We start from the raw sequence: 26492 nt of genomic DNA, 5'->3' as shown, positions 1-26492 counted from the left end.
ACTTGTTCATAACGTTATTAGAATTTAAGTCTCACACCGCCTGTATACGTCTTGGTGATCGGGTCGTTATAAAAATCAATGAAGTTGGTAGAAGAGCTACCGGCAGAGCCAGGACGCTCAGGATCTACATTTTTAAGCGGTGTAAAAGTCAGCAGATTATAGCCGCTCACGTATACCCTGAAGTCTTTGATGCCGGCTTTAGATAACAATCGCGAGTTGATCGTATAACCCAGCTCAGCAGTTTTCAAACGTATGTAAGAAGCATTCATAACCCCGTTGGTGCCTGTTCTCCGTCCATCGTGACCGGTAGCCGGATAATAACCAGACACCCACTTCGTGTTCGGGTTAAACAAGTCGGCATTCGGATCTTCCGGACGCCAGCGGTCCATAAACCACGACAACGTATTCTGTCCGCCAAAAGGCAATGCTTCAGTAAGCACTTCTGCATATTGAACATACACACCATGCGCACCCTGCCAATCCAGCGCCAGGTCAAAATTCCTCCAGCTGCCACCAATGGAAATACCGTAGTTGAATACAGGAAGACCCATCGTAGCGATCGGATGCTCGTCGCCCGAATTGATCACACCATCACCATTCCAGTCGGTCAGGTACCAGTCGCCGGGTAAGGCGCCCTGTCCCACAGGCACATAAGTAAAGTTTCGGATCTGATCATACGAAGTGAACATACCGCCCGACTCCTGACCCCACCAGATATTCTGGTAACGGCCGGCTGTGCGGTTCCTCCACTTGTCGAGTGAGTTATTGGCAGGCGTTTCAAGCCAGTTGGTCCGCATGTATTTGGTAGCAGAGATCTGCCCCATTACATAAAAATTGAGGTCTTGGTACCGGCTTCTGTAAGTAGCCGACAACTCATAACCGAAATTGCGGTCCCCGTTGAGGTTTTCCTGCGGCAGGTTGGCGCCCACTGTTCCTGGGATCACCGCAGAGCTCGTTGCCAATATGCCCGTACGGTCCCTTCTGAACACTTCAATAGTACCGGTGATCTTATTATTCAGGAAGCCGAAATCCAGCGCGGCATCATAATGCTTAACAGTATACCAGGTCAGGTTGGGGTTGGGAATGGCTGAAGCCGTAACGCCGCCATTCAACACAGGCGGATTGCCAAAATACCAACCCACGTTGTTGGGGTTGAGCGTATAACCTGGCACCGGGGGATAGTTACCCGCTGCACCATCATCACCCACTTCTCCATAAGAACCCCGCAGTTTCAATTCGGAAATGAAATCCAAATTGTCTTTGATGAAGTTTTCTTCACCTATACGCCAGCCAACGCCAACAGTCGGGAAGAAACCAAAACGCTTGCTATCCGGAAAGCGCGAAGAACCATCATAACGGAACTTGAAATCCAACAGGTATTTTTTGTCGAAATCATAAGTAAAAGAACCGATGATAGACCGGCTGGCACGGTCCGAAGGCGTTTGACCACTGGCACGCTGGCGCGCATCCTCACCGGCAAACAGATATTGAGAATTCACCAGGATCTCGCGATAAGCGCTGAAACCATCGAACTGGTTGTAAGTAGCTTCATAAACAACGGAGGCATTCACATTATGCCTGTCAAAAGCGTTGACATAATATACACCACCCTGCAAGGTCCTGTCATAATAGATAGTAGTCCCTTTCTCTACGGTCGATGGAGTGCCCCGTGCGATGTTGTTATAAGTATTGTTGTTCTGGTTATAGCTATACAAAGTATAAGCACGGTGATAATTATTATAGTCGGGAAGGCGCATGGCATAATCATACAACCCCTTTACTGAAAGACCTTTGATCCCGGGCACCTCATACTCCAGTCGCAGCGTTCCATTGTACCTTTTATCCCTGTCCACGTTCAGGCCAACATAATCGGCGTCGGTTTGGATGATCATATTGTTTCCGTCCGAGCCCAACTGATCAGTACTGCCATTGGGATACGCCGGATTATCATTCGCATAGAATTGTGCGTCCGGGCGCAGCAGCCAGGTAGCCTTATAAGTAGGCCAGCCTGTACCATTCGGTTCCTGTCTGGTCGTCAGCAAGGCGCCTACTTGGATTTTTGCTTTCAGCCTTTTGGAGATCTGCGCATCGAGGTTGCTCCGCAGTGCCCAACGCTCCGATTTCAGATCCCGGCTTTTATAAGAACCGACCTGCTTCTGGTAGTCCAGGTTAAAGTAATAACGGATCTTATCGCTGCCGCCGCTTACACTCAGGTTGCTGCTATACATCGGCGCATTTTTATCAAACACCGCATCCATCCAGTTGTACGACTGTTTGGTCCCGTTCTTATAAGGGTCTATTTGTGCATCTGTAAAAATGGGGTTCCGGCGAACCAGGTAATTACCATTGAAATCCTGCCAGTTCGCTTCATTCCGCAAAGTCATATACTCCTGCGTGTTCACACTTTGCGGCACATACAGGAATTGCTGCACGGAATAACTGGCGTTATAAGTAATATCCACTTTGCCACCTTGCGCTTTACCGGTTTTGGTAGTCACCAGCACTACGCCGTTACCGGCACGCAAACCATACACCGCGGCAGACCCATCCTTCAGAATAGTGACATTTTCAATTTCATCCGAGCTCATCCGCGCGAAGTAATCCTTATCGCGAACGATCCCGTCGATCACAAAAAGCGGTGGAGTCGGAGGGTTCCCGGCGCCCATCCCGCGAATATCGATCGTGGCATCATAAGCCCCCGGTCGCGCACTCTTCTGTACAACACGCACTCCGGGCACTTTACCTGTCAACATGTTGAGCGTGTTCTCATTGCGCGTCCGTTCCATATCCGCCCCCTTGATGGTCGAGATAGCCCCGGTAAGCGTTTCCTTCTTCTGAGAGGTGTAGCCCACCACCACTACATCTCCAAGATTTAGCGCACTTGGCGCCAGGTTAATATTAATAGTATTACGGCCATTGAGCAGTTCATCCACAGTGGCCATACCTGTGTGAGAAAAAACGATCCTTGTAGCAGTTGCAGTCGACTGAAGTGTGTACTCACCATTCTTATTGGTGATAGCCTCAGCAATTTTCCCATTCGTGTTCCTAAGTTCTACTGTAACACCGCTGAGAGGCGTTCCGGTAGCTGAGTCTCTTACGACACCGCGTACTTCGGTGGTTTGTGCGAAAAGACCCGGCGGCAGTAAGAAAAGTAAGAAAAGCAGATAGTTGATTTTATTCATATGTGTGTTTTTTGCAAGATCATCGTGAATTTGCAAGGTCAAAGCAGAAAGAATAATTACAATGGAGGAGGTTGGGCGCTCAGGGGGGATAGAAGCGGCGCCCAGACTTTTTTTCTGGCAGCATAATCGTTAGTTTAAGGAGTAAATAAGTTATTCAGGCATCACGGGCAATAGCAATAGGTAAGGTGGAAGTGATGCTACAAGCGAAGGTTGAAAATAGCCTTGGGAGATTAATTTTGTGCTTAAGATTGTACTAATTGGCGCATTAATTTTCTCATTTTCAAATATATTTTTCGAAAACGAGCCTAATCCTGCCTTTCTGCCTGCCCGGTCTGCGTGTCTGTCCCGCTCTGCGAGGCTTGCAGCCTCGCAGCTCTATTCCTGGGCCTTTGGCCCATACCTCCTCAACTGGCCTAGGCCAGGCTAAAAGGGAGTCATTAGGAAAGAAGTCCCCTCAACTGGCGCAAGTATGCAGCCCGGCATGGTGAGTTGGCGTACTTGTGCCTTTATGGATCACTATGTTATGTTCATATGCTCTTTCAGGAATTGATCTAAAAGCTCAAAGAAGTTATCAAAAGCAGCTTCTTCGTTTCCCTTACATTCCTTGAGCAACACATTTGTATATGGATTCCCTACACCTCGGGATTCTTTATCTCTGCTCAATATCAGGGATGCAAAATTATGGATATCGGGTTCTCCTGAATGGTAAATGTCATCGGCATATCCTAATAGCTGATACCCATTTAAAAAATTTTGAAGAGCTGTAATTGATTTTGAAGTCAGAAAAAGGTAAGGCTTTCTTCTTATGAGGTTTAAAATTTCATAGATCTTGCGGGCTGATATTATTTTTATTTCTCCTTCCATTTTTTATATCATAATAGATCTGAAGTCAATATTGGTATCAAGCCGCCTCCACGCGACGTAAAACATCATTAGTCTTAATCATAAACTCAAGCCAGCCTGTATGTTCCAGCAACGCAGGAACGTCAGGCATTTGTTCTTTAAATTCAATGCGTATTTCCTGGTGGATCTTAACGAAGTAGGCCAGTGCTTCTAATTGGTCCGTTGTCCAGATTTCTCTAAACCACGGCGTGCCAGTCAATCTTTCAATCTCGTCACTTTGAGCCAGCAATTCATATCCAATATGAACAAAAGGCACCTCTGCTTTATACCTGATCAGTGCTTCTTTAGATGCAATATATTGTAAGATCCGGATCGTATTGAACCTTGCATTCTCTTGTAAGGCTTGCATAGTGCTGGTGATAGATTAACGGTTTATGCCATGCCTGCAACAGCTCCCGACATCGAAGCTATAAAATAGTTGCAGGCATAAACGCCCAGTAAGACAAATAAAATATCCTGCGGCTTTTCGTCGTAGGAGATATGGTAGTTATAATTGAACTTGCTCCAGCTAAACTGCGGGTCAAATTGAAATAGCTTCTCTGCATCCTTGTTTTCAATGATGAACTTGTTGGAGAACGTACCCTTGGCTTTTAACACAAAAGCCTGCCCATCTTGAAATTCAAATACAATTTGCCCCCGCCAGTTCATCTTTAAATTGGCTATTGGTGCGCCATCCTTGGTTATGGTAATGCTCGTTCCGAAAATGCCAACAGGCTTAATGGCATAAAGAGCAGAATTGGCCAGCCTGATCTCAGCAGTAAGAAGAAATAAATTCTCATAGATCAGCTCACCCAACAGCTGACCGCCATCGGTAAGCTGAAAAGTCCTTTTATCGGTCGATTTGGCTTCCATTTTTTAGGCTATTTCCCCATAAGTTAGCCAAAATAAACAAGCCCCGCATAGAAATGCGGGGCTTCACTAATCAAAAAATTAACCATTAAACCTTATCCTATATAGTGATAACGATCAAACTACCCGTTTGTCCCGGTCTGTAAGGAGGTTTTTTAGAAAAATATCGCTTGATGGGTACTTATCCGGCGCTTTCCATCCCATCCTCGCCTCCTTACTCATCAACACCTCTTTACTATAAAACTGGTAAATATATTCTCTCAAAATGAACGGCTGATCCAGAAAAGCCGTTAATGCCTCCTCCGTCACAGCATGTACTCCATTTTTTATAATATATTCAGCCACCGCATTTACATAAAACAAGGTAATCGTCTCATGATAGCCGGAATCCTCCGTATTCTGTCCACCCACACTCACATTATAAGCCTTGATCCCAGCTCTGATTTTCTGCACCGCCTCCGGCAAAGGAAAATGCAGGCAGTACCACAGTGCCACAACAAAGTGATTCGTATGTGTCCACTCGCTTTTCGGCAGCGTACAACACTCGAATTGCTCGATCAGTTTCATATCAAAATGCTTTGGAATTAATTTCTTCTTTATAACTACTCAAAATAATGGTCGTGCTGGTCCTGGTCACTCCTTTAATTGTTTTTAGCTTATTCGCCAGCAATGCTTCCAGGGCTGCCGTATCGGCCACCAGTACCTTCAATAGTAGATCACAATCCCCGGCCACATGATGGCATTCCAGCACCTCATCCATGGCCGTTACCTGTTCCTTTACATTCGTGCTTTTAGTGTGATCGATCCATACACTAATAAAAGCCAGTAATCGCAGGGATAATTTTTCTCGGTTGATCCGGATAGTGTAACGATCGATGATGCCTGCCTTTCCAAGCTTCCGGAGCCGGTCTGTAACAGCTGGCAGGGAGAGGTTGAGCTTTCGTGCAATATCTGCACCGGTAACGCGTGAGTTTTCTATCAGCAACCGCAATATTTTGCTATCAAACTTGTCCATAATATGGCAAATTTAATAAGACCCCTTATTTAATTAATAAGGTCACATAAAAACAAAGCGAATATTAGGCAGTAAGTAGATAATTGTTAATTATTGCTTGTGACAAAAGAATTATACACACATCCTCCAACAGATGAGTAAAAAAATCTACATAAAAAGCAGGTGCTACAGCTTTTTTAGGTACGCTGGGTAAGGCCATGATTTTGAATACCTTCTTGTCTTACTCAACAATCGATCAATCAACAGTCTATGCAGAACGGAACAATGTTTCAATACTTTCATTGGTACATACCCAATGATGGCAGCCTGTGGAATACAATAGCCGCCGATGCGGAACACCTGGCCCAACTTGGCATTAACGCAGTATGGCTGCCCCCGGCCTACAAAGGCAAAGAAGGGCCCAATGCCAGCGGCTACGACGTCTATGACCTGTTCGACCTGGGCGAGTTCGACCAGAAAGGAGGTGTAAGAACGAAATATGGCACCAAAGAAGAATTACAGCAGGCAATCAAGGCCCTGCACGATAAAGGAATACAGGTCTATGCCGACATTGTGCTCAACCACAAAGGCGGAGCCGATGAAACGGAAAAAGTATGGGTAAGAAGAGTCGATCCCGACGACAGAACGAAATTTACAAGCGACCCCTTCGAGATCGAAGCCTTCACGAAGTTCACCTTTCCTGGCAGAAATGGTCAGTATTCCAACTTCGTCTGGGACCACACCTGCTTCACGGGCATCGACTATGCCCACGACTTGCAGGAGACAGCCATCTTTTCCATAATGAACGAATACGGCGAAGACTGGGAAGAAGTGATCGACACGGAAAAAGGCAACTACGATTACCTCATGTTTGCTGATATAGAGTTTCGCAACAAGGCCGTGCGCGAAGAATTGAAATATTGGGGCACCTGGTTGCTGGAACAAACAGGTATCGATGGCGTCCGCATTGATGCTGTCAAACATATTTCTCCCAATTTCTATAATGAATGGCTCGATCACGTGCGCAGCGTCAAGCCCGACCTTTTTGCAGTAGGCGAATATTGGGCGCCGGGCGAATTACCGTTACTCCTTCGTTACATCGATGCCACCAATGGCCGCATGACATTATTCGATGCCTCCCTGCACCACAACCTCTACCACGCTTCACTAAAAGGAAAAGATTTCGACCTCACAACCATCTTCAACGATAGCCTCGTATCGGCAAAGCCTGAATTGGCGGTTACCGTGGTCGACAACCACGATACCCAACCCCTGCAGGCATTGGAAGCACCCGTTGAGAACTGGTTCAAACCCCATGCATACGCATTGATCCTCCTGCGCGCAGGAGGATACCCCTGTATATTTTATCCCGACCTGTATGGAGCCCATTATGTCGACAAAGGAAAAGATGGCAACGACCATGAAATATTCCTCGACACCTGCAAACACCTCGAACAACTCCTCGATGCACGCAAGCGCTTTGCCTATGGACAACAACGCGACTACTTCGACCATCCCAACTGCATTGGGTGGACGCGCGAAGGCACCGACGAAAATGAAGGCTCAGGCTGTGCAGTCATCCTCTCCAACAGTGAAGACGGTTTTAAAGACATGGAAATAGGAGCCAGGCACAAAGGCAAAACCTTTATCGATATGCTCGGCGTCCACAAAGCCGAAGTCATCATCAATGACCAGGGTTGGGGACAGTTTCCGGTACCCGCAGGTTCTATTGCTGTATGGATTGAAAAGAAGTAAACACTCTATCAGCATGCGTGAATTCATCAGAAAAAACAGCCTTTCTATTACTTTTCTGGCGCTTTTTGTATGCAGTATGGCAGGACAATTCTTTACAGGCTATTCACATTATAACGAACAACGGGCAGAAGATGGTCAGCAGGCAGTAGGATATACCACCTATTTTCAATCCGGTCATTTTATTCAGGCCACTTTTGAAAACTGGGAAAGTGAGTTTTTGCAAATGGCACTCTTTGTCCTGCTCACCATTTGGTTACGCCAAAAAGGATCATCTGAATCAAAGAAATGTGATGGCCCCGAAGAGGTAGATCGTGAGCCGGATCCCAATAGGCCCGGCGCTCCCTGGCCCGTACGCAAAGGAGGATTAGTACTAAGGATTTATAAGCATTCCCTCACGATTGCATTACTCACGCTTTTTGTCGCCAGTATGATCGCCCATTTTTACGGCAGCCTTAAAGACACCAACGAGGAGCGTGTAAGAAAAGGAATGACACCAGTGAGCAGTAAGCAATATGTCGGCGAAAGCCGCTTCTGGTTTGAATCATTCCAGAACTGGCAAAGTGAGTTTTTGTCTGTCTTTGCAATCATTGCCCTTTCCATTTTTTTGCGTCAGCAGGGCTCTCCGCAATCAAAACCTGTGGATGCTCCTGATGATGAAACAGGAGAATAATTCGTATAAGAACAAATAAAAAACAGGCGAAACGAATAGTAACGCCTGTTTTTATTTGCTTTTAAATGAAGACCTGGCGCAAGTATGCAGCCCTGTATTTGTGCATTGGCGTACTTGTGCCCTTAAGATTTAGGCCGGTATCTCTTTCGAAGATTCTCTTTCCCAAAAACGATGTTCACCAATAGCCTGGATAAACTTGCTGGCAAGCCTTTTAGTGTTGGCTTCCACTACCACACCATCACTGTCACGTACATCTTCTGATGGGTTAACACGCAATACTTTCTTTCCAAAATAAGTGCTTTCCAGCACAGGCTGAGCAGCCGCATCAAAAGCAATAGCCTTACAATGACGATACGCTTCATTCAGGAAATGAATGGCATCCGGATTGTCTGCGATGGTTGCCACACTGTTGGTTCCTCCCGGCACATACACCGCATCGTACAATACTGAAGCAACCGTAAGTAAACTCTTGTCTGCTTTAATGGCTAAATCATTTTCAGCTATAAGACTGCCCAGTCGTGGTGCTATCACTTCTGGCACTGCACCCTGCGCCAGCAGCGCATTTTTTACAACGTTTAGCGAAGCCTCGTCTACACCGTCAGCCGCCAGTATAGCCACCTTGCGCGTCTTGATATTCCCTTTTACAGTGTTGGCCATGCTGAGGGCAGGGGAGCGCTCGATCGAACCCTCCACTTTCACAGGCTGGAATTTTTTGGGATTCCCATCCGCAGGAATACTATGATTCATGGGCTGTTCCGGTTTGCGCGGCACTTCAAGCCCAAGGTTATATGCCACTTCCGTTGCAAGACCTTTGTCCACCTGCGATAGTATACCCAGCATTCGTTCGCGGATAGCCACAGTTTCCACTTTCCCCAGTTCAAAACTAAACGCCTTTGCGATATGCGCTTTTTCAGCGTCTGACTGACTATTATAAAATAAGGTAGCCTGACTGAAGTGATCGAAAAAGCTGCGGCTCCTTTCCCTTACTTTCCTGGCGTCGATCTTTTCAGTATAAGAAGCAAAACCACCCTCGGCCATCTTCGCCTGGTAGGGACAGCCGCCACCGAGTGAGTTAGGATGATAACTCGTCTTACCTTGATTGATGGTTTGACGCATATAACCATCCCGTTGATTATTGTGCACTGGAACGACAGGCCTGTTGATAGGAACTTCCTGGAAGTTGGGACCACCAAGACGAATCAGCTGCGTATCGGTATACGAAAACAAACGACCCTGCAACAACGGATCATTGGTAAAGTCGATGCCCGGCACAACATGCCCCACATGGAAGGCAACCTGCTCGGTCTCCGCAAAGAAATTATCCGGATTACGGTTCAGTGTTAGTTTGCCGATGCGCATCACAGGCACCAACTCTTCCGGGATCAGCTTGGTAGGGTCCAGCAGATCGAAGTCAAAAGACATTTCATCCTTTTCCGCCACAATTTGTACCCCCAGTTCCCATTCAGGAAAATTACCGCTCTCGATCGCTTCCCACAAGTCACGCCGGTGAAAGTCAGGATCTTTACCCGATATCTTCTGCGCTTCATCCCACGCCACAGAATGAACACCCAACAAAGGTTTCCAGTGGAATTTCACAAAACACGCCTTGCCCTGATCATTCACGAACCGGAAAGTATGTACCCCGAAACCCTCCATCATGCGATAGCTTCGTGGAAGAGCACGGTCACTCATAGCCCACATGATCATGTGCGTAGACTCAGGCATCAGCGAAATGAAGTCCCAGAACGTATCATGCGCAGAAGCAGCCTGCGGTATCTCGTTATGTGGCTCAGGCTTCACAGCATGGATCAGATCAGGGAACTTTATAGCATCCTGGATAAAAAACACAGGCATATTATTACCCACCAGGTCGAAGTTACCCTCCTGCGTGTAAAATTTTACCGCAAACCCGCGTACATCCCTCGCCAGATCAGTTGATCCACGGGAGCCCGCTACCGTCGAAAAGCGCACGAATACAGGCGTTTCAAGCGAGGTGTCATTTAAGAAAGCAGCCCTGGTATACTTCGCCATAGGTTCATAAACTTTGAAAACACCATGAGCGGCAGCACCGCGCGCATGTACGATCCGTTCAGGAATACGCTCATGATCAAAGTGGGTCATTTTCTCCCGGAAAATAAAATCCTCCATCAAAGTGGGGCCCCTGTCACCGGCCTTCAGGGAGTTTTGATCATCATTCACTTTCACGCCGGTGTTGGTGGTCATGAATTGATCGGTGCTGTTGGAGGTATCAGGAGCAAGCTCATTGATCTTGTCATTAGTGGTGCCCGAAGCGGCAGCTTTATTCTTTTTGGAAGGCATGGTAATCGTTTTGGTTTGGTAAGGCAATGCAAACCACAATTCCTATGCCTGTCCACATTTACTACAGTCACCCTTTCCACAAGCCTGCGCCGTTTGTCAACAGGCACAGCCTTTGTGAAAAATAAAACATACCACCCTTAAGCACAGAAAGAACCCAAAATGCAAAACACCAAAGCAACAAAGCGCCAATGGCTGGCCGAAATTATACCCACGCAAAACACGGGTGCAGCAGCAGCCAGCAAAAGCCATATCAAATGCCGCAGCGGCCACGAAGCCCGGGAGAAATATGCGAAAGCTGCCGCACGGTTACTCGATATTAACCACTGGCACGACATAGCTGGTCCCGCCACTGCCACCTTCCGCCTCATAGACCAGCAGGGAGAGATATTGAACCGCGAAGCGAGAGAACACGATTACATCCGAATAGATATCCCCGGCCCAGGCAATCCCGATGGCAATGGAGATGATTGGGTACAGATACTCAAAGTGGGGAATAAAAGCCAGGACGAACTACAACTGACCTGGATCACGGTCAAAGTAACGACCGATCCTACCAATACAACAACAGCCACAGCCCACTTCTTCAGCCAACCGGCCACTTCCACCTTTGTTGTTTACCGGGATAAACTAACGGTCGGTGCAGAAGTACATGGAAGAAATGAAAAACCCAACCTCAAAACCGGTAATTGGTTTGCCCGTCTTAGGAACTGGATCATATACATAGGTGCCCGATTGCTCTTCTCAAATGCACAGTGGAAAAGCCTCACACGCGGATTGCTAAGATTTGAGTAACGATACATTCCACACATCCACACTTCCACAACCCTAAACCAATTACATCCCATGGCATATACTTTGAACACAACCCATATATAAATAACCATTCTAAAAATATTCATATGGCAAACACGAAAGCTCCCGCGCGGAAAGCTAAAAAAGCAGCCCCCGCGGCCCCTGCAAAAGGCAACACACAACTCGAAAAGTATTTCATCGATGCATTGAAAGACATCTACTGGGCAGAGAAGCACCTCACCAAAGCCCTGCCTAAAATGAAAAAAGCAGCCACTACCGAAGAGCTGCAACAAGCCATCGATCACCACATCGATCAAACAAAAGAACAGATAGCAAGGCTCGAAGAAGTATTCCAGCTGATGGGCAAAAAAGCACAGGCTAAGAAATGCGATGCCATGGAAGGACTGGTAAAAGAAGGCGAATCCATCATCGAAGAAACAGAAGATGGTAGCATGACCCGCGACGTAGGCATCATCATGGCCGCTCAAAAAGTAGAACACTATGAAATTGCTACCTATGGTGGTCTGGTGCAGCTGGCTATCACGATGGGCAACCAGGAAGTGGCCGACATCCTCAGCGAAACCCTCGAAGAAGAAAAACAAACCGACCTCGACCTCTCAGCCATTGCCGAAGAGAACATCAACTGGCAGGCCGAACAGGAAGGTGAGGAAGGCGAAGAAGAGGAAGAATAGAATACACTTGAGATCAAAATAACAGGGATCTGACAGGCAGTTAACAACCTTATTGGGTAACATCAGCTTTGATATCCCTGCCCAGAAGGGCCGGCCACAAGCCGGCCTTTTTGTTTTCAAGCCTCGCACACTTTTGTCATTTCGAACGAAGCCATCTGCAACTATAAAGACCAGGTCGTTACGGCGCAGTGAGAAATCTGCTTGCGAAGTAAAAGGCTCGAAGCAAACGGCTCGAAGCAAACGGCTCTTCGAGGCTTGTAGCCTCGAAGTACTATTCCAGGGCCTTTGGCCCTATCGAAGCAAGCGCCTCGTAGCTCGACGCTCGCAATTCGAAGCTTTCTCAACTGGCACAAAAATTATAAATATTTTTTTTAAAAAAAGGGAGCTATGCAGCAACAAGCCGTATGGATTATCGATAGCGATAATGATGATCAGTACATGGTAAGAGAGATATGGCGCGAACTGGAATTGACAAATGAATTGGTCTTCGTAAAGTCAGCAGAAGAAGCGATGACGATGTTAGCTGACATCAACATAACCCCATTCATTATCCTTTGCTCGGTCAACTTACCGGGCACAGACGGATTTGAATTGAGAGAAAAAATGCTGGCCACAGGATCACCCCAGTTCAGAAGCGTACCCTTTATATTTTGGTCCACGGCAGCATCCGAACAACAAATATTCAAGGCTTATGAACTATCCGTACATGGCTTCTTTATCAAAGACACCAGTTTCAGTGAGCTCAAAGCCACCTTCACGAATATTATTAACTACTGGAAGACAAGCAAAATGCCCTCCAAGCAAATGAGTTAACTACCAGTCACCAACGCAGCCGGAAACTTCCTGAACAATCCTTCCACCGGAAGCCGGTCGCTGATGGCAAACACTTCACCTGTCAATACATTACGACCGGTACCAGCTATACCATCCGGCAGCAATAAATACACATCCTTCCACAAAGATTGCGGAGAAGACAATACATCCCGGTGAAGCAGCGGCACAGCCACCAGCACCCACGAAGCAGAATACCAGCGCAGGAAGGCAACCACCGGCGCAGGTCGGCTGGGATAAACAGGTATATAGTCCCCATCCAGAAACAAAAATGGATTATTGCGCCTGAGCTGCAGCCCCTTCCAGGTAGCCAATAGCTTGCCGGCACCCGCAGCATCATGGTTATGTACCCATGGCAGCAGCACGTCGTTACCTTGCTGTTCAAGCGCTATCAGTTCATTCAGGTACTCCTTCCGCAAAGCGTAATCCACAGGCCGCCGGTTATCGGGATCCACATAGCTGAAGTCCCACAGCTCACAGCCCTGGTAAATGTCCGGAATGCCCGGCGCAGTGATCTTCAGCAAAGTTTGTACAACCGAATAAATAGGAAGATAAGCATCCACCCGCGACATAAAAGGCCGGAAACTCCGCAAAAATGATGACCCATCATCCAGCAGCCGGTGTATAAGATCGGTACACCGCTTTTCATACGCCTCATCAGGATCAATCCAGTTCGACCGCACCTTGGCCTCATGCAGCGCTTTCACCACATAATCGCACAACCGCTGCCGGTATTCATCAGTTACAACACCATCGATAGGAAACCCCGATACGAGCGATTGATAAATAAAATATTGATCATTGAGGTCAGGCGCATCATCACCGCCATACGTCACCCGCCAGCTGTCCACCAGCTCCTGCCACTCCGCAGCAAATAGACTGAGCAGGTTGAGCCGCAGCCGCCCGTCTTCACCCCGCTTGGTATCGTGTGTGCTGGTGCCGTTCAATGACAAAGGCGTCTTCAATAAACGCTCTCGCATCAACCCATGAAACCCTTCCGCATCCAGTACAGGCGCAGAAGGATCATCACCCACCTCGTTGTGCGAAAGCAAAGCATTGAACACATAAAACGTAGTATCCTCTACGCCCTTCGCCGTTAGCGGTCCGGTAAACTGCATCAGCCTTTGCAAACACGCAATGCGTTGCGAACCATTCGTCAGCAATCCCGGTTTATTATTCCATAAACCCTGTAAAAATTGTAAAGCCCCTGCCAGATCAGGATGCAGCTGCAAAGCTTTATCGAAAGTTGCATCGATGATACGCTGCTCATGATCCGGTAGGGTAGCACCATGCGGATAAAGCCGGTATACCGGAAGCAATACCATGAATACTCCGATGGCTTCCCGGAGCGCTCTCCGGCCCACATCATCCGGGCGGTCCGGCAAACCATAGAACAAGGCCGTAAGATTCTCCCATTCACCCTGCATATATTCTTCGAGGATCAGCCGCTTCTTTGCAGGCACCATCGAAGCATAACCAGGCGCCTCCGGCAACAACTGCGCATAATAGGTATGCAATGCCTTATAGCCAGCCTTATCCGTAAACAACCGGTTGGTAAAAGAAAGAAATTCATAACCACTGGTGCCGGCAAGTCCCCAATCATCCGGAAGCCCTTCACCCACTTCAAGGATTTTCTCGGCAATCAGGTAACAATCACTGCCCGCCATGCCGCGCAATCGTTGAATATAACCGGCAGGGTCACGCAACCCATCGATGTGGTCAATGCGCAAGCCCTGAACAAGGCCATGCAAATACAGGTCTGCAATAAAACGGTGATATTCATTAAAAACATCCCCATCCTCCATACGCAGACAGATCAGTTCGTTCACGGTAAAAAAGCGCCGGTAATTCATCCGCTCCGATGCCTCCCGGAAATATGCCAGCCGGTAATATTGCTCCTGCAGCAATGCAGTTAATAACGATGCATGATCATTAACCACATCACACACCACAGCTGGAACTTCTTCCCATCCATTTTCACGCAACAGCAATTCATAGCGCTCAGCCTTATACCGTTGCCAGTCGGCAATATCCTTATGAGAAGTAGACACATTAAGCAATGCCTGCAGGTAAGCCGCAACAGCCCGTCCTGCAGCAGCGTCATCCAACGATTGGATCAATAAAGCATAAGCACCAACAGATAAGGGAAACCACTGCTCCCCGTAAGCAAAGCCCGGCCCACGCTCAGAAAACACAAGCTTTATTTGTTGCTCTTTCACACAATCCTCCAACGGCATCCCCAGAAAGGGCACGATCACCTTTCCATGCAACGAAGGATCCGGGTGCTCCCAGTCGATATCGAAATACCGGTAATACAAAGAAGCAGCCCCACGTTCCAGCACATCCATGAGTCGCCCGTTGTTGGCATGAAACGACATATGATTAGGCACAATATCCTGCAGCCAGTTCATGCCCCTTTCCTTCAATTGTGCAGCGATTGACTCCAGTTCCTCGCGCGTACCGATTTCCGGATTCAGCACATGCGGGTCAGTCACATCATACCCATGCAGGCTGCCCGGCACAGCCTGAAATAGGGGAGAAGCATACACCGTCGAAACACCCAGCTGATGCAGGTAATCGATCAAACCTGCAAGGTCACCCAAAGTAAAACCCTGGTGCAGTTGCACACGATAGGTGCCAGTAATTATAGTAGGTAATGATGAAGTCATAAAGTAGAAATTTCATAAACAGCCACCGAATGCCCGGGCACCGTAACGATGCCGTTTGGCTCCGCAGTCACAGGCGAATCATCAACAGAAGAACAGAACAGTCGCTGCAGCGAAGAAGTCCCGGTATGATGCACATCGGCAACTTTATCATCGAAGTTGAACCACATGGCAAGCCGGTCACCATTACCCTGCCGCTCCACATACAACAATTTTTCACCGGCCACCTCAGCCCTGGTGCCGCCACGCTCATAATGCTGCATAGCCGGCCTCGTTTTACGAAAGTGGATAAGATGCTTATACCAGGCCAGTAGTGCAGCGCCTTGCTCGCTGTCCGTTTGCCAGCTCAGCATACTTTGTTCAAAAACTTCCTCCGATTGCGGATCAGGCACATCCCCTTCCCAGTTGAAATAAGAAAACTCTTTCTTGCGCCCTTCGCGCAACGAAGCGATCAGCTCAGGATCCGAATGATCCGTGAAAAATTGAAAAGAATTTGTTTCACCATATTCTTCGCCCATGAACAACAGGGGTATATGAGGAGACAACAAGACGGTGGCCGCCGCCAGTTTCAATTGATCGAAAGAAAGCGAAGCCGTAAGCCGGTCACCCGCCAGCCGGTTACCGATCTGGTCATGATTCTGTGCAAACACCACAAACCGATCATAACCATGCTCACCCGGCAAAGCTCCGAAATGCTTCTTGCGGTGAACAGAGTACTCACCGGTATATACATAGGAACTGTTGAATGATTTCGCAAGATGCGCCAGCTCCCCAAAATCCTCATAATAACCATTCACCTCACCGGTGATCACCGCATGCAACGCATGATGAAACTCATCGATCCACTGCATGTCCAAACCAAATCCCCCTTTATAGGGTGGGTCAATATATCTTGGATCATTATAATCAAGTTCAGCAATGAGGATCTTCCGTTTGCCGGTCCGCTTTTCCAGCTCCCGCACCGCATTCGACAACTGTCGCAAGAAAGGACGCGCACTCACATCCCAGATGGCATGCACGGCATCCAGCCTCAAACCATCCACATGAAACTCCTCCAGCCACATCAGCGCATTCTGCAGAAAAAAATGACGCACCCCGTCACACCACGCATCATCCATATTGATTGCCTTGCCCCACGGCGTCTTATACTTCTCGGAGAAATAAGGACCATAATCGGGAAAACAATTCCCTTCCGGCCCCAGGTGATTATACACCACATCCAGGATCACCGCAATGCCATGTGCATGCGCCGCATTCACCAGCTCTTTCAGATCATCGGCACTGCCATAACTGTTTTGCACGGCAAAAGGAAATACCCCATCATAGCCCCAGTTACGTTGGCCGGGAACCTGTGCCACCGGCATCAGCTCGATGGCCGTAAAGCCCAGTGATTGCAAATAAGGTAAGCGGGAAATAATACCTTGAAAATTACGCGTAGCAGAAAAAGTACCGGTATGAAGTTCATACAGGATCAGTTCCTTTGATTCAAGACCGGTCCAGATTTCATCGGTCCAGGCAAATTGCCGCCCGTCTACAACAGCTGAGGGGCCATGTACCCCCATGGGCTGACTCCGCGAAGCAGGGTCAGGGCGGACCAGCCCGGCTTCCGGCTCAAAATAATAGTAACAACCAGCATCGATATTAGGCAATCGGACGCTCCAGTAGCCGGCCTCATCCCGCTCCATCGCATGCCGCATTACATCGGTACCGGTAATTTGAAGGAAAACCTGTTCACGCAAAGGAGCCCACACAGTAAATACACAATCACCATTAGGTTGAAGCAAAGCGCCGGGAGTAGGGTAGATAGTATTCAAGATACCTTTTTAGAAGCAATGACTTTAAATCACATGCCAGCGCTCACCATTCAAAAAAAAATTAAGCAGGCGTTGCTACATTTTGGTATTTTTTTTAAAATTGCAGTAACCAAAATTACCATGAGCTTAAGTATACCATCCCGTATTCTTATTGCGGACGATGATGCCGATGACATAGAACTGATAGAGCAGGCAATCCATGATATAGATCCTGCTGCTGAGCTGCTCAAGTTCAGTAATGGACGTTTGGTACAGCAATATTTCGAGCGCGAAGAAACAGGCACCCTGCCCGGACTGGTGGTGCTCGATTACAATATGCCCGAATTGACCGGTGCCGAAGTACTCTTGTATATGAAGCAACAACACAGGTTACACACCATACCCCGGGTCGTTCTTAGCACTTCCAGTTCTCCCCTGAATATAAACGAGTGCCTGGCCAATGGCGCCGACGAATACATCGTCAAGCCCATCAGTTGGCCGGAGCTGCGCAACCTCGCCCAAAAATTGGTAAGCCTGAGTAAACAAGAACGCAACTAATAAGATAATTACACCGGAAGATACATAGTGAACGTAGCGCCAACACCCGGCATGCCTTCAGCCAGGATAGTACCCTTATGATTTTGCACGATCTTCTTACAGATCGCCAGGCCGATCCCGGAACCCGGTTGCGCTGCAGTAGACTTTAAACGGTGGAAAAGTTTGAAGATTTTGGAGGCATTGTCAGGCTCGAAGCCCATCCCGTTGTCCGCAACCTGGATCTTATGATAAAAGCCGGCAGCCACCTGGTCACCATCACCATGCACAAGCTCACTGTTTAGCTCGATGCGGCATTCCCGCTCAGGGTGCCTGTATTTGATGGCGTTGTGCACCAGGTTATGCAAAAGCTGTTTTATCTGGAAAGGAATGACTTCCACTACAGGCAGCGGATTTTTTACAAGCAGCACAACCTGGTGAGTGGCTGTTTCCTCGGTCAGCCCATGCATCACTTCGCCCAGCAGCACATTCATATCCACTTTGCTTAATACCTCCGCCTGCGAAGTATTCAAAGAATAGGTCAGCAGGTCATCGATCAGACGTTTCATACGCATGGCTGCATCTGACGAACGTTGGAAGTAAGTTTGCGATTTTTCGTCGAGCGCAGCAAGCGAGTGCTCAGCGATCATGGAATGATAAAAAAGGATTTTTCGCAAAGGCTCTTTGATATCATGCGAGCAGGCATAAACAAACTGCTCCAGCTCCTTATTCTGAAACTCCAGCTCACGCAGGTATTCCTGCAGCTTATCCTCGGAAAGCTTGCGTTCCGTAAGATCGCGGGTCACCTTCGAAAAGCCGATTACTTCCTGATGATCATTATGCAGGGCCGTCAGCAGCACGCTGCCCCAGAAAGCACTGCCATCACTACGCCGCCGCCAGCCCTCATGAGCTGCTTTGCCGGTGAGGCGTGCTTGTTCCAGCAGTTGTAGCGGAAGCCCGTTGGCACGGTCCTCTGGCAGGTAAAATTCCTGGAAACTCTTTCCCACAATATCCGCTTCCCGGTACCCCTTTATTTTTTCAGCGCCCCGGTTCCAGTTCCGGATAACGCCATCCCGGTTCAATAAGATGATGGCATAATCCTCTACCTCTTCTACCATCTTATAATACAACTCTTCAGTTTGCTTTAGTTGACCCGTGGTAGACTGAAGATCGAGCGATTGTTCAGAGAACAGTTTTTCCAGCCGCACAGTTTGGCTACGGTAGTCCGAAGCACGTTCCTGCAAAACATGCTTGGTATTCGTTGAATCACTGATGTCCTGGAAAATATTGATGGCGCCTACTACCTCCTTGTGCTCATTGAAGAGCGCGTTGATATTTACGCTGGCATAAAAAGTAGAACCATCAGGCCGCTCAACGACTGCTTCCACATTACGGAAAGACTGGCCCGTTTGCAACGCCATCGCCATCGGAGTTTGCTCCGGAACGATCAGGTTGCCATCCACGAAAACCTTATGACACGCACAATATTTCAACAGCGGGTTATTGATCGCCGGCCGGTATCCCCACAGTTCAACAGCCGCTTCATTAAAGAAAGTAATACGACCCGTTTGATCACACGCATAAGCAGCCAATGGCAAATTGGCCAGCAGCGATTGATAATACTTTTCACGTTCGAGAGCAATCGACAACAACTCCTGTGATACCATTCCACAATTTACTCGATCCCAAGCGTTGCACATATTAAAAAACGAGTGTAGAAATAAATGCACAGGCAGTTGTTTTATAAATACCCACCACGATGAATCAGCCAGACACAGACCTCCTGCTAAAAATAGACGCTTACTGGCGTGCAGCCAATTACCTGTCCGTAGGACAGATCTACCTGCGCGATAACCCCCTCATGAAAGAACCGCTGAAGATTGACCACATCAAGCAAATGCTGCTGGGCCATTGGGGCACCACACCCGGACAGAACTTTATCTATGCCCACCTCAACCGCGCCATCACGAAATATCACCTGGATATGCTATACATCTCAGGTCCGGGACACGGTGGCCCTGCCATGGTGGCAAACACGTACCTCGAAGGCACCTACACAGAAATATACCCCGACATCACCCGCGATGAAGAAGGCATGAAAAAACTGTTCAAACAGTTCTCCTTTCCCGGCGGCATCCCAAGCCATGTGTCCCCGGAATGCCCCGGTTCCATGCATGAGGGCGGCGAACTGGGATATTCATTAAGCCACGCCTTCGGTGCCGTCTTCGACAATCCCGGCCTCATCGCAGCCTGTGTGGTAGGAGATGGTGAAGCAGAAACAGGTCCCCTGGCCACCGCATGGCATTCCAATAAATTTCTCAACCCCGTAACAGATGGGGTAGTGTTGCCTATCCTTCACCTCAATGGATACAAGATTGCTAATCCCACCATATTTGCCCGCATTAGTGAGGATGAACTGACCAGTCTGTTTAAAGGTTACGGTTGGAAACCATACCTGCTGGCCGGAGACGATCCGATGACCATGCATGCAAAGATGATGCAGGTACTGGATGAAGTGATAGAAGAGATACAACACATCCGGGAGCAGGCAGCAAATGATAAACAGATGAAACGTCCTTCCTGGCCCATGATCATTTTAAAAACACCCAAAGGATGGACAGGCCCCAAAGAAGTAGACGGCCTGCCGGTAGAAGGCACCTTCCGCTCACACCAGGTACCGTTGAATGAACCAGGTAAAAAGCCGGAACACCTGCAGCAGCTCGAAGCCTGGCTGCGCAGCTATAAACCCGCAGAATTGTTTGATGACAACGGAGCCCTGTTGCCCGCACTAACAGCCCTCGCCCCGTCGGGTACAAAAAGAATGGGCGCCAATGTACATGCACACGGAGGTATCCTCCGCGAGCTGCGCATGCCCGATTTTAAAGAATACGCCCTCGAAGTGAAGAAACGCAGCCAACAAGGTCCAGGCGATACAAGGATACTGGGCACATTCATCCGCGATGTGATCAAACTCAATCAAGACCATCGCAACTTCCGGGTCTTTGGTCCAGACGAAACACTGTCCAACCGCCTCAACGCAGTATTTGAAGCCACCAACCGCCAATGGTGGGGCGAAACCATCGATACCGATGAGTTCCAGCAAAAAGATGGCCGCGTCCTCGAAATGCTGAGCGAGCACCAGTGCGAAGGCTGGTTGGAAGGATACTTACTTACTGGCCGTCATGGCTTGTTCAGTTGCTACGAAGCATTTATCCATATTGTAGACTCCATGTTCAACCAGCACGCAAAGTGGTTGAAGATGACAGCCCACCTCAACTGGCGCAGGAAACTACCTTCACTCAATATTTTATTGGCCTCCCACGTATGGCGGCAGGACCACAACGGATTCACCCACCAGGACCCTGGCTTCATTGACCATGTAGTAAACAAAAAAGCATCGGTCGTGCGCGTATACTTACCACCGGATGCCAACTGCCTGCTATCAGTCATGGATCATTGTCTCCAGAGCAGACATTATGTAAACGTAGTAGTGGCTGGTAAACACCCATCACCACAATGGCTGTCGATGGATGAAACCGTAGTGCATTGTACAAAAGGAATTGGTATCTGGACATGGGCCAGCAACGACGAGGACGCCGATCCCGATGTAGTAATGGTGTGCGCAGGTGATGTGCCCACCCTCGAAACCCTTGCAGCAGTATCCATCCTGAGAGAAGAGTTGCCCAACCTGAAAATACGTGTGGTAAATGTGGTAGACCTCATGAAGCTGCAGCCCGATACCGAACATCCACACGGCTTGAACGATAAAGACTTCGATACCCTGTTTACCAAAGACAAACCGGTCATCTTTGCTTTTCACGGTTATCCCTGGCTAATACACCGCCTTACCTATAAACGCACCAACCACGACAACATCCATGTACGTGGCTACAAAGAAGAAGGCACCATCACCACGCCATTTGATATGACGGTGTTGAACGACATGGACCGCTTCCATCTCGTGCAGGATGTCATCGACCGCCTGCCGCAATTGGGAAGCCACGCTTCCTACGTTAAGCAAGCCATGCAGGACAAACTCATACAACACCGCAACTACATCAACGCAAACGGAATGGATATGCCCGAAGTAAAAGACTGGACATGGAAATATTAATATACAACAAATGAAGGTCCTCGTCATCAACGCAGGCAGCAGCTCCCTGAAGTTCCGGCTATTCGATATGCCGGAAGAAAAAGTACTATGCTCAGGCATCGCCGAAAGGATCGGGGAAGAAAAAGCATCCATACAAGGAACGTATACGGTAAACGGTACAGAAAAGAAAATAGAACACCAGGGGGCTGTTGCCGATCATGCAGAAGCAGTGCGGCAGATAGTAAAGCTGTTGAGTAGCCCCGGACATGCGGTAATAAAAAACGTTGAAGAAGTGGAGATCATTGGGCATCGTGTGGTGCATGGCGGTGATTATGCAAAAGCCATGCAGATCACACCAGCCGTGAAGGAAAAGATCAAACAACTCATTCCGTTTGCACCATTACACAATCCGGTTAGTCTTCGATGCATCGAAGTAACCGCCGCCTTTTTTCCGGCCGCCCGCCAGGTAGCAGTTTTCGATACGGCCTTCCACCACGATTTGCCACAAACTGCTGCACAATATGCCTTACCCCATAACTATTTCCGCAACGATAAAATACGTGCATACGGCTTTCATGGCATCAGCCACAAGTACGTCACGGAACAGGCAAGAAACTATTTGAACAACCCCGATGCGCGCATGATCAGCCTGCACCTCGGCAACGGATGCAGTGCAGCAGCCGTTCAGGGAGCCCGCTCCCTCGATACGAGCATGGGCTTTAGCCCCGTGAGTGGATTGGTAATGGGCACCCGCAGTGGTGACATCGATCCTTCGGTAGTACTACACCTCATGACCCAACATGGCTTGAGCGTGGAGTATGTAAACAACTTATTGAACAAACAGGCAGGATTATTGGGCCTTACAGGCCATAGCGATATGCGCGATGTAGCCAAAGCAGCAAAGGAAGGAGATAATGCAGCTCGCTTTGCCCGTGAGCTTTACGCCTACCGCATTAAAAAATACATTGGGGCTTATACAGCCATATTGAACGGACTCGATGCATTGATCTTTACCGCCGGAGTAGGAGAGCACGACAGCGATATGCGTGCGATGATCACCAACGACCTTTCCTGGTTGCAGATCGCGATCGACTCATCACTGAACGAACAATCCACTACAACCCTTCGGGCTATACACGATCAAAAAATGAAAGTAAAAATATTGGTCATTCCAACCAATGAAGAATTGGAGATCGCACGCCAAAGCATGAATGCATAAAGCATTACTTTTTACCCGCATCCATTTTCTTGGGACCTTCCTGCTGATCACCGGCAATGTTGGCTTCCTCCTCCCCAAACGGCTTTTCACCCCGCAGCACACCATCATTGGTGATCTGCCGGTCTACAGGTAGGTCAGTATCCGCATCGTGCCCGATGAATTCATCCGGCGCAGTATCATTGTCTTTAACGGTAGTTTTCTTGAGGGTAACAGCATTGTCAGTATTGCCGGTCGTAGGTTCCTCCGGCTCTTGGCCCTTTAAAGGCTCCTCATCTTTGCTGTTCATAAAAAGGATTTAGTTTTTTTACACCACTTTGCTTTCTCCGCTTAAGAAGGCAACAATATTATTGAACTGGCGCAAGTATGCAGCCCGGCACTGGTGAGTTGGCGTACTTGTGCCCAGATGTTTCTTAAACTTCGTTACTTTCCCCACTTAAAAACGCAACAATATCCTTCCGGATCGGCCCTTTCGCCTGGATCGCCTGCTTGATCTCTTCATGACTTTTATTGGGAAATTGCCGGTGCAGGTATTCCACCTCATTGGGGTCATTACTGTCAACCCGGATATCATCTTGCTTGCCGGTATTTAGTTTATTATCTGCCATAACAATCGTTTTCAAAAATGCTGCAACACACATGCCCTCACTATTTGCATTACAATCTGTTGCCAATTGTGTAGGTACAAGAAAGCTAAACATGGTAGTAGACTAAAAAGTGTGGAAAAGCTTGCGCAGTTCTTGGTAGGATGATGAAATAAGGTGCGTTTTCTCGTAGATTTCCTATTGACATTTTAAACCATGACGAGTAGCTTTATAATCGTTGATACATGCTATCGTTCTGATTGCACCCACAGTCCAAAATGTCCAATGTCCCTTGAAAATGGCCCGTTAACTGATTCGTACCCTAACAGTACATACATGCTATCAACAGCTTAAAAATCCAAATCCGCATCCGGTATCCTGGAAAACCAGGTTAAGAGAACGTCCTGAACATTTTATTAGCCCCCGACTGGGGGCTTTTTTATGCAGAAACGATGGTATGGTTTTCGTGTCAGCGATCTTATGAAAAAGATTACCACCATTGGATGTATTGTGCTGCTTTTATATGCCTGCACTAATAATGATAGCAAACCTTCAGAACAAAACAATACTCAATCAGCACCTGTGAATACCGACTCCGGCACAACAAAAGGTGATACCGCTATGTACCAAAGGATGCCTAACAAGACAAATGATTCAATGCCTGAATAGTATGAAAACATCCATTCACCAAAAGACAATCGTAGTAACGGGAGCCAGCAGTGGAGTAGGCAAAGCCATTGCCCTTGAGCTGGCAGCTGCTGGTGCCACCCTTGTATTGGCAGCACGTCGCGAAGCCGCTTTACAAGAGACTGCGCAGGCCTGCCTGAAGGCTGGGGGAAAGGTATTGATCGTACCGACCAATATGCAAGACGTGGAAGAGATCAGGGTGCTGGCCGAAAAAGCGTACCAGTTTGGTGGTGCCATCGATGTATGGATCAATAACGCAGGCGTCCTGGCCGCCGGTCCTATTGAAGAGGTTCCCACAGACGTGAGCGAGGCAGTGATCAAAACTAACCTGTTGGGCTATCTCCACAGTGCACATGTAATAATTCCCTATTTCAAAAAACAAACACACGGCATACTGATCAATAATATTTCAGTAGGAGGATGGTTTCCTACACCTTATGCCACGGCATACACGGCCAGCAAGTTTGGTCTTCGGGGTTTCTCCGAAGCACTAAAAGGAGAGTTGATAGGGTGGAAAGATATCCATATATGCGATCTGTATCCGGGCTTCCTCGATACGCCGGGCATGCAGCACGCTGCCAATTACACAGGAAAGGCATTGAAGCCGGCCCCTCCAGTGTATGCTCCGCAAAAAGTAGCACGCGCCGTATTGCGGGTAGTTCAATCGCCGGTTGACAGTAAAACGATTGGTTTAGGAGCTGCACTCCTGCGGCTTGCCTGGAATTTCTTTCCGGCCATTAGCCGCCTGGCTACGGTAACACTAATGCGCACCTACCTGAAAAAAGCGCCGCAATTGCCGGTTACCAGCGGCAATGTAAAAGAACCGGTGCATTTTGGCACCAGCATCGACGGAGGCTGGCAACCCGGTCCGGCCACGAAGAAACGGGCCACGGTGATCGCGCTCGCCGGCATAGCCGGTATAATGGCTGGTTTGATTATTGCAAGAAGATCTTGATCGGTACCCATACAGATTCATATATCCCGTGCTATACGCCTTGCACGGGATATTTTTTTGTTGGCATTATACTGCCTGGAGAAAAAAGGCCCTGCAGGTGCGCAGGGCCTAAGCATGAAAAATCAACCAAAAACTATTTCCCCGAGTTCCTTTCAACAGGTTCCTGTTTTTTGCGAAGCGTGTTCGCCGCGGTGCTGTCAGACATCAAATTGCTCATGGCAACAGTCACCTTGTTCTTAAAACCAGATACCACCATATCCTTGCCCTCCATAAGCGCTTCGTAACCATCTTTCGCTACCTTGGTAGCATCATCCAGTTTTCCCTCCTGAACAACTTTGGAGGCATTCATGCCCGCCTTGTTGAAGAAGTCCGTATCGGTGGCGCCGGGCAATAGGGCAGTTACCGTTACGCCGGTTTCCCTTACCTCATTGTTAACTGCCTCTGTAAAAGATTGAACAAATGCCTTCGTGCCATGATACACAGATTGATAAGGCCCGGGAGCTTTACTGGCAATGGAAGATAAGTTCAGTATCTTGCCTTCCCCCCGTACAACCATATCCTTTATAAATTGCTTCGTCAGCACCACCAGGCTGGAAATATTGAGCTGAATGATAGCAAGCTCACGCTGAATATCGGTGTCCACAAATTCTCCATAAAGACCTTGACCAGCATCATTCACCAGTATGTCGATTTGAATACCACGAGCCTTCACCTCATCATACAATTCAAAGGCACTATTGGGCTCAAACAAGTCTTTGGCAATAGTGATTACCTCCACGCCACGTTGGCTGAGCTCGCTGGCCGTTAGTTGAAGGTCCGATTCATGACGCGCAACGATAACCAGGTTGAAGCCATCAGCAGCAAAAAGCTTGGCCAGCTCATAGCCAATCCCGCTGGTGGCCCCGGTTATCAACACAAAAGCCCCTGTATTTTCCATAATGATGTTTTATTGTGAATAAGGATAGAGGCAGCTATAA

General features: G+C 48.2%; 22 protein-coding genes. 9 read left to right on the top strand and 13 right to left on the bottom strand.

What is annotated here, in order from left to right; all coding sequences use genetic code 11:
* Nucleotides 1-17 precede the first annotated feature (17 nt).
* The 6 genes from AC5JBY_RS20470 to AC5JBY_RS20445 all read right to left on the bottom strand — a co-directional run bounded on the left by AC5JBY_RS20470 (nucleotide 18) and on the right by AC5JBY_RS20445 (nucleotide 5949).
* The gene (locus tag AC5JBY_RS20470; RefSeq protein ID WP_495906511.1) at nucleotides 18-3182 is read right to left on the bottom strand and encodes a SusC/RagA family TonB-linked outer membrane protein; all 3165 of its coding nucleotides are present in this window, start codon (nucleotides 3180-3182) and stop codon (nucleotides 18-20) included.
* Between the two features lie 516 nt (nucleotides 3183-3698).
* Complete coding sequence (locus AC5JBY_RS20465; RefSeq protein WP_495906510.1) at nucleotides 3699-4046, bottom strand: hypothetical protein; 348 nt, start codon at nucleotides 4044-4046, stop codon at nucleotides 3699-3701.
* 37 nt (nucleotides 4047-4083) lie between these two features.
* Nucleotides 4084-4434, bottom strand: coding sequence for a hypothetical protein (locus tag AC5JBY_RS20460; RefSeq protein ID WP_495906509.1), 351 nt, complete (start codon nucleotides 4432-4434; stop codon nucleotides 4084-4086).
* 23 nt (nucleotides 4435-4457) lie between these two features.
* Nucleotides 4458-4937: a hypothetical protein gene (locus AC5JBY_RS20455; RefSeq protein WP_495906508.1), complete on the bottom strand. Its 480-nt coding sequence runs from the start codon at nucleotides 4935-4937 to the stop codon at nucleotides 4458-4460.
* A gap of 114 nt (nucleotides 4938-5051) precedes the next feature.
* Nucleotides 5052-5501: a hypothetical protein gene (locus tag AC5JBY_RS20450; protein ID WP_495906507.1), complete on the bottom strand. Its 450-nt coding sequence runs from the start codon at nucleotides 5499-5501 to the stop codon at nucleotides 5052-5054.
* 1 nt (nucleotide 5502) lies between these two features.
* The gene (locus AC5JBY_RS20445) at nucleotides 5503-5949 is read right to left on the bottom strand and encodes an Lrp/AsnC family transcriptional regulator (RefSeq protein WP_495906506.1); all 447 of its coding nucleotides are present in this window, start codon (nucleotides 5947-5949) and stop codon (nucleotides 5503-5505) included.
* 249 nt (nucleotides 5950-6198) lie between these two features.
* Between AC5JBY_RS20445 and AC5JBY_RS20440 the strand changes: the two genes are divergently transcribed.
* Nucleotides 6199-7683 (top strand): alpha-amylase, encoded by a 1485-nt coding sequence (locus AC5JBY_RS20440; RefSeq protein WP_495906505.1) that lies wholly within the window; start codon nucleotides 6199-6201, stop codon nucleotides 7681-7683.
* Nucleotides 7684-7696: 13 nt separating this feature from the next.
* Nucleotides 7697-8353: a DUF6766 family protein gene (locus AC5JBY_RS20435; protein ID WP_495906504.1), complete on the top strand. Its 657-nt coding sequence runs from the start codon at nucleotides 7697-7699 to the stop codon at nucleotides 8351-8353.
* A 129-nt stretch (nucleotides 8354-8482) separates the two neighbouring features.
* Here the strand turns inward: AC5JBY_RS20435 and AC5JBY_RS20430 are convergent, their stop codons facing one another.
* A complete protein-coding gene (locus tag AC5JBY_RS20430; protein ID WP_495906503.1) occupies nucleotides 8483-10672 on the bottom strand; it encodes a catalase in 2190 nt (729 codons plus the stop codon).
* A 159-nt stretch (nucleotides 10673-10831) separates the two neighbouring features.
* On the opposite strand from AC5JBY_RS20430, the gene AC5JBY_RS20425 reads away from it, so the two are divergent.
* The 3 genes from AC5JBY_RS20425 to AC5JBY_RS20415 all read left to right on the top strand — a co-directional run bounded on the left by AC5JBY_RS20425 (nucleotide 10832) and on the right by AC5JBY_RS20415 (nucleotide 12969).
* Nucleotides 10832-11464 carry a hypothetical protein gene (locus AC5JBY_RS20425; protein WP_495906502.1) on the top strand — a complete coding sequence of 211 codons (633 nt, stop codon included), beginning with the start codon at nucleotides 10832-10834 and terminating at the stop codon, nucleotides 11462-11464.
* Nucleotides 11465-11571: 107 nt separating this feature from the next.
* A complete protein-coding gene (locus AC5JBY_RS20420; protein ID WP_495906501.1) occupies nucleotides 11572-12156 on the top strand; it encodes a YciE/YciF ferroxidase family protein in 585 nt (194 codons plus the stop codon).
* Nucleotides 12157-12543: 387 nt separating this feature from the next.
* A complete protein-coding gene (locus AC5JBY_RS20415; protein ID WP_495906500.1) occupies nucleotides 12544-12969 on the top strand; it encodes a response regulator in 426 nt (141 codons plus the stop codon).
* Here the strand turns inward: AC5JBY_RS20415 and treY are convergent.
* Nucleotides 12966-15656, bottom strand: coding sequence for a malto-oligosyltrehalose synthase (gene treY, locus AC5JBY_RS20410; RefSeq protein WP_495906499.1), 2691 nt, complete (start codon nucleotides 15654-15656; stop codon nucleotides 12966-12968). The genes AC5JBY_RS20415 and treY overlap by 4 nt on opposite strands.
* Nucleotides 15653-17467, bottom strand: coding sequence for a malto-oligosyltrehalose trehalohydrolase (gene treZ / locus AC5JBY_RS20405; RefSeq protein ID WP_495906498.1), 1815 nt, complete (start codon nucleotides 17465-17467; stop codon nucleotides 15653-15655). Before treZ ends, treY begins: the two co-directional genes overlap by 4 nt.
* Nucleotides 17468-17587: 120 nt before the next feature.
* Between treZ and AC5JBY_RS20400 the strand changes: the two genes are divergently transcribed.
* Nucleotides 17588-18004: a response regulator gene (locus AC5JBY_RS20400; protein ID WP_495906497.1), complete on the top strand. Its 417-nt coding sequence runs from the start codon at nucleotides 17588-17590 to the stop codon at nucleotides 18002-18004.
* A gap of 8 nt (nucleotides 18005-18012) precedes the next feature.
* Here the strand turns inward: AC5JBY_RS20400 and AC5JBY_RS20395 are convergent, their stop codons facing one another.
* A complete protein-coding gene (locus tag AC5JBY_RS20395; RefSeq protein WP_495906496.1) occupies nucleotides 18013-19647 on the bottom strand; it encodes a PAS domain S-box protein in 1635 nt (544 codons plus the stop codon).
* A gap of 92 nt (nucleotides 19648-19739) precedes the next feature.
* Between AC5JBY_RS20395 and AC5JBY_RS20390 the strand changes: the two genes are divergently transcribed.
* Both AC5JBY_RS20390 and AC5JBY_RS20385 read left to right on the top strand, forming a co-directional pair.
* Nucleotides 19740-22094, top strand: coding sequence for a phosphoketolase family protein (locus AC5JBY_RS20390; protein WP_495906495.1), 2355 nt, complete (start codon nucleotides 19740-19742; stop codon nucleotides 22092-22094).
* A gap of 10 nt (nucleotides 22095-22104) precedes the next feature.
* Nucleotides 22105-23292, top strand: a complete 1188-nt coding sequence (locus AC5JBY_RS20385) for an acetate/propionate family kinase (RefSeq protein WP_495906494.1) — start codon at nucleotides 22105-22107, stop codon at nucleotides 23290-23292.
* A gap of 4 nt (nucleotides 23293-23296) precedes the next feature.
* On the opposite strand, the gene AC5JBY_RS20380 is transcribed toward AC5JBY_RS20385, so the two are convergent.
* Both AC5JBY_RS20380 and AC5JBY_RS20375 read right to left on the bottom strand, forming a co-directional pair.
* Nucleotides 23297-23578, bottom strand: coding sequence for a hypothetical protein (locus AC5JBY_RS20380; protein ID WP_495906493.1), 282 nt, complete (start codon nucleotides 23576-23578; stop codon nucleotides 23297-23299).
* 124 nt (nucleotides 23579-23702) lie between these two features.
* The gene (locus AC5JBY_RS20375; RefSeq protein ID WP_495906492.1) at nucleotides 23703-23897 is read right to left on the bottom strand and encodes a DUF3606 domain-containing protein; all 195 of its coding nucleotides are present in this window, start codon (nucleotides 23895-23897) and stop codon (nucleotides 23703-23705) included.
* 646 nt (nucleotides 23898-24543) lie between these two features.
* Between AC5JBY_RS20375 and AC5JBY_RS20370 the strand changes: the two genes are divergently transcribed.
* Complete coding sequence (locus AC5JBY_RS20370) at nucleotides 24544-25515, top strand: SDR family oxidoreductase (protein ID WP_495906491.1); 972 nt, start codon at nucleotides 24544-24546, stop codon at nucleotides 25513-25515.
* A gap of 133 nt (nucleotides 25516-25648) precedes the next feature.
* Here AC5JBY_RS20370 and AC5JBY_RS20365 read toward each other — a convergent pair whose 3' ends face one another.
* On the bottom strand, nucleotides 25649-26452 hold the full coding sequence (locus AC5JBY_RS20365) for an SDR family NAD(P)-dependent oxidoreductase (protein WP_495906490.1): 804 nt from the start codon (nucleotides 26450-26452) through the stop codon (nucleotides 25649-25651).
* Nucleotides 26453-26492 lie beyond the last annotated feature (40 nt).

Source organism: Paraflavitalea sp. (assembly GCF_059502485.1).
Note: the sequence above shows the minus strand (reverse complement) of the source record. Positions and strands in the feature narration are given on the sequence as shown.

Excerpts from the sequence above, each read along its gene's own strand:
- AC5JBY_RS20365 (WP_495906490.1), bottom strand. The coding sequence starts at position 26,452 with ATGGAAAATACAGGGGCTTTTGTGTTGATAACCGGGGCCACCAGCGGG.
- treY (WP_495906499.1), bottom strand. The coding sequence starts at position 15,656 with ATGACTTCATCATTACCTACTATAATTACTGGCACCTATCGTGTGCAA.
- AC5JBY_RS20395 (WP_495906496.1), bottom strand. The coding sequence starts at position 19,647 with ATGGTATCACAGGAGTTGTTGTCGATTGCTCTCGAACGTGAAAAGTAT.
- AC5JBY_RS20375 (WP_495906492.1), bottom strand. The coding sequence starts at position 23,897 with ATGGCAGATAATAAACTAAATACCGGCAAGCAAGATGATATCCGGGTT.
- AC5JBY_RS20465 (WP_495906510.1), bottom strand. The coding sequence starts at position 4,046 with ATGGAAGGAGAAATAAAAATAATATCAGCCCGCAAGATCTATGAAATT.
- AC5JBY_RS20385 (WP_495906494.1), top strand. The coding sequence starts at position 22,105 with ATGAAGGTCCTCGTCATCAACGCAGGCAGCAGCTCCCTGAAGTTCCGG.
- AC5JBY_RS20460 (WP_495906509.1), bottom strand. The coding sequence starts at position 4,434 with ATGCAAGCCTTACAAGAGAATGCAAGGTTCAATACGATCCGGATCTTA.
- AC5JBY_RS20435 (WP_495906504.1), top strand. The coding sequence starts at position 7,697 with ATGCGTGAATTCATCAGAAAAAACAGCCTTTCTATTACTTTTCTGGCG.
- AC5JBY_RS20445 (WP_495906506.1), bottom strand. The coding sequence starts at position 5,949 with ATGGACAAGTTTGATAGCAAAATATTGCGGTTGCTGATAGAAAACTCA.
- AC5JBY_RS20420 (WP_495906501.1), top strand. The coding sequence starts at position 11,572 with ATGGCAAACACGAAAGCTCCCGCGCGGAAAGCTAAAAAAGCAGCCCCC.
- AC5JBY_RS20455 (WP_495906508.1), bottom strand. The coding sequence starts at position 4,937 with ATGGAAGCCAAATCGACCGATAAAAGGACTTTTCAGCTTACCGATGGC.
- AC5JBY_RS20450 (WP_495906507.1), bottom strand. The coding sequence starts at position 5,501 with ATGAAACTGATCGAGCAATTCGAGTGTTGTACGCTGCCGAAAAGCGAG.
- AC5JBY_RS20425 (WP_495906502.1), top strand. The coding sequence starts at position 10,832 with ATGCAAAACACCAAAGCAACAAAGCGCCAATGGCTGGCCGAAATTATA.
- AC5JBY_RS20370 (WP_495906491.1), top strand. The coding sequence starts at position 24,544 with ATGAAAACATCCATTCACCAAAAGACAATCGTAGTAACGGGAGCCAGC.
- AC5JBY_RS20430 (WP_495906503.1), bottom strand. The coding sequence starts at position 10,672 with ATGCCTTCCAAAAAGAATAAAGCTGCCGCTTCGGGCACCACTAATGAC.
- AC5JBY_RS20440 (WP_495906505.1), top strand. The coding sequence starts at position 6,199 with ATGCAGAACGGAACAATGTTTCAATACTTTCATTGGTACATACCCAAT.
- AC5JBY_RS20400 (WP_495906497.1), top strand. The coding sequence starts at position 17,588 with ATGAGCTTAAGTATACCATCCCGTATTCTTATTGCGGACGATGATGCC.
- AC5JBY_RS20470 (WP_495906511.1), bottom strand. The coding sequence starts at position 3,182 with ATGAATAAAATCAACTATCTGCTTTTCTTACTTTTCTTACTGCCGCCG.
- AC5JBY_RS20380 (WP_495906493.1), bottom strand. The coding sequence starts at position 23,578 with ATGAACAGCAAAGATGAGGAGCCTTTAAAGGGCCAAGAGCCGGAGGAA.
- AC5JBY_RS20415 (WP_495906500.1), top strand. The coding sequence starts at position 12,544 with ATGCAGCAACAAGCCGTATGGATTATCGATAGCGATAATGATGATCAG.
- AC5JBY_RS20390 (WP_495906495.1), top strand. The coding sequence starts at position 19,740 with ATGAATCAGCCAGACACAGACCTCCTGCTAAAAATAGACGCTTACTGG.